The sequence below is a fragment of the Hyphomonas sp. UBA3601 genome (assembly GCF_002375605.1).
In the GTDB taxonomy this organism is placed as follows: domain Bacteria; phylum Pseudomonadota; class Alphaproteobacteria; order Caulobacterales; family Hyphomonadaceae; genus Hyphomonas.
In genome coordinates this window covers 2,100-4,867 of sequence record NZ_DFME01000122.1, presented here as the reverse complement: position 1 = coordinate 4,867, position 2,768 = coordinate 2,100, and the positions used below count along the sequence as shown (strand labels likewise).

4 protein-coding genes are annotated in these 2,768 nt (G+C 61.9%); 1 reads left to right on the top strand and 3 read right to left on the bottom strand.

What is annotated here, in order from left to right; all coding sequences use genetic code 11:
* Positions 1-232 precede the first annotated feature (232 nt).
* Both B4F73_RS13235 and B4F73_RS13230 read right to left on the bottom strand, forming a co-directional pair.
* Entirely contained in the window at positions 233-1,327 is a 1,095-nt protein-coding gene (locus tag B4F73_RS13235) for a histidine kinase dimerization/phosphoacceptor domain -containing protein (RefSeq protein WP_290483496.1), read from the bottom strand.
* Positions 1,328-1,506: 179 nt separating this feature from the next.
* Entirely contained in the window at positions 1,507-1,902 is a 396-nt protein-coding gene (locus B4F73_RS13230) for a hypothetical protein (RefSeq protein WP_290483495.1), read from the bottom strand.
* A gap of 482 nt (positions 1,903-2,384) precedes the next feature.
* Here B4F73_RS13230 and B4F73_RS13225 point away from each other — a divergent pair, with 482 nt between their 5' ends.
* A complete protein-coding gene (locus tag B4F73_RS13225) occupies positions 2,385-2,513 on the top strand; it encodes a hypothetical protein (RefSeq protein ID WP_255341991.1) in 129 nt (42 codons plus the stop codon).
* A gap of 72 nt (positions 2,514-2,585) precedes the next feature.
* Here B4F73_RS13225 and B4F73_RS13220 read toward each other — a convergent pair.
* Positions 2,586-2,768: VOC family protein (locus tag B4F73_RS13220; RefSeq protein WP_349679573.1), on the bottom strand; the 183-nt coding region annotated here is incomplete at its 5' end.

The following is a 2,768-nucleotide window of genomic DNA, read 5'->3' as shown; positions in this document are numbered from 1 at the left end:
GATCACAGCGATTGAGTTGTGGGCGCTCCCACAAGCTTGTTGTTCCGAGGCAGCAGGCCCTCACTCAGCGGCGTCCGCGCCTCGCGTTCTGCTGCATTTACTACAGGATGAGCCCCACTCACCAGCATCTGCGTCGCGCAGGGTCAAGTTTTAGCAGTTCCAGCTGTCATTCAAGCGCCTGAGAGAGCCGGTTCACTCCCAAAGCGTAAGCCACCAAGGGTTGCGAGCGGGCTCATCCTGGAAGGGTCAACACCATCCGATAGCCTTTGGGGCCCGGACCGTTTTCTAACGTCGCGCCGATCTGGCTGGCTGACGCTTTCATGATGCGCTTGCCGAGCCCGCTGGCGGATGTCTTGGCGGCGGTCGATTCCGGGTTTGCGTCGCCATTGTCCTCGCAGGTGATTTCGAGCGTGCCGTCCGCCAGGGACTTGCCGGAAATGGCGACATGGCCGGACTGGCCGTCGACAAAGGCGTGCTTGATCGAATTGGCCACGAACTCGCTGACGATAACAGCGATGGAACTGGCCACCGAGGTCGAGATGGCAACCGGCGATGCCTCGCAGGAAATGGTGACATTGTCTGGCGCGGAATCCTGCAGCAGGCTGGCAATTTCCTTGAGGAAGTCATCCATCATGACGGCATCATCCAGCGGCGAGTCATGCAGCATCTGGTGGAGCGCAGCGGTGGCTTCGATGCGGCGGCCGATGGCGTCAAAGGCGTCAGCCATATCCTCGCCCCGTTCCGCGCGGCCCTTGTAGACCCGCACGAGCGAGGCGACGGATTGGAGGGAGTTCTTGACGCGGTGATCGATCTCGTTGCGCAGGACTTTCTGCTCCCTCAGCGCGAGGCGCAGATCCAGTTCGCGCATCACCTGGCGGGCAAGCGTGTGAAGGGCAGCCTTCTGGAAGTCATTCAGCGCATTGGGCTTGTTGTCCAGCACGCAGAGCGTTCCGATTGGCATGCCGTTCTTTGCCTTGAGCAGCGCGCCGGCATAGAAGCGCAAGCCATCTGCGGGCATGCAGAGTTCATTGTCGGCCGTGCGGGGATCCTTGTGGGTGTCGTTGATCTCGACAAAATCGGAGCTGAGCACGACGTGCGAGCAGATCGAGGTGACCAGCGGGGTTTCGCGCGCGCCGATGCCGACTTCGGCCTTGAACCATTGGCGGTCTTCATCGATCAGATTGACCACCGAGATCGGCACATTGCAGATCTTCGAGGCCAGTTCCACGATCTCATCGAAGTCCGTCTCGCGCGGCGTATCGAGGATTTCATACTTGCGAAGGGTTTCCAGCCGGAGCGCTTGTTGAGGGTGCGGGGCGGCTTTCATGCAGCAGATATTCCAGTTCGTGTTGCGGGACTGGCACCTACTATAGCCGAAACTTCAAAAAAAACAGCCTTAAGTGCGCCCCGCCGCACCGGGCGGATCGGGGGCCATGCGCCAACAGAGGCGACGCCCGTGAAGGCGATTGGAGGTCAGGATGGAAATGTCGGGAGGAGAAGGCCGGGTCAGGTGTCCGGCAAAGGCAATATGGCGCCGTACGTGTCCATAACTGGTCCATAAACGGCCCATAAGTGGACGCATCCATCGCGCCATTGTCCCGGCCCTTTCGCGCGGCACGCGGCGGGGCTGGCATCCAGCAATTCCCCGCTCAGCGCGGCGTGCAGGGCGCGCGAGGGCTCCGCCCCCGGCAATGGCGCGCGTTTGCGACCTGATAAATCGTCCGACAGGGCCAGGATGGTCACCCTGCCCCGCGCGTCCACGCCCCACAGCATTTGCGAGCCCGGCCCGCCCGCGCGCCGGAACCATGCCTTCAGGCGCTGGATGCGCCAGAAAATCAATGGCCAGACCGGGTAGAGATACCAGGGCAGGTTCTGAATGGGGGAGAACAGCGAGCAGTCCATCACCGCCTATTCTACCTCCGTCCACAGAGGGGGAGGACAAGTTTATTTTCGGGGCAATGCCTGCGGCAGGATGGGCTGATTTGAGGGGGGACAGGATTGCGCTCCGTCAGCTACCAATCTTGTCATCCCGCAAAATCTGCAGGATTCATCCGGGATCCGGATGCGGGCTTGACCGCAACCAGTCATCCTTCGACTTCGTTCAGGATGAGTCCATCAGGCATCGCCCACCCTATAGCGCTCATGCTGAGCGAAGTCGAAGCATCAGCGCGGGCGGGTCGGCGCGGCTCAGCCGGAGGCGCGAAACCCCGCCGCGTGGACACGCCTTACATTCGCTGCAATGCGCGCCTATCTGACTCCCATGCCGCTGCGCCATTCCGGGTGCACCTGTCCGGCAAGTCCCTCTGCAATGACTGTTTCTGCCCGGATCGCCGGCGCCCGGTTTCCTGCGCCGCACCAAATGGCGCAAGCCAAAGGAGACCCTCATGGCCAAAGGTCAGAAGAAGTCGAACAAGGAAATCCGCAAGCCCAAAGCGGAAAAGCCCAAGACCAATGCGTCGAACCCGACGCTGAAAGCCGACTCCATGCTGGGCGTCGAGAAGAAGAAGCGCTGACGCCTTCGCCGCAGATCTGAATGCGCGACGGCCGGGCGTATCCTCACGCCTGGCCGCGTGCGCTCAAACGGCTCAGCCGGTGCGACCATCCACGCGCCAGTCCGGGAAGCGGCGAGCCTTTCCGGCGAACATCAGGCAGACTTCATTGCCCGCCGGGTCGCGCAGCCGCGCCTCGCGCCAACCCCAGGATTCGTCAGTCGGTGGACTGTCAAAGACAAGCCCCTGCGCTTTCAACGCTTCGACATGCGCATCCAG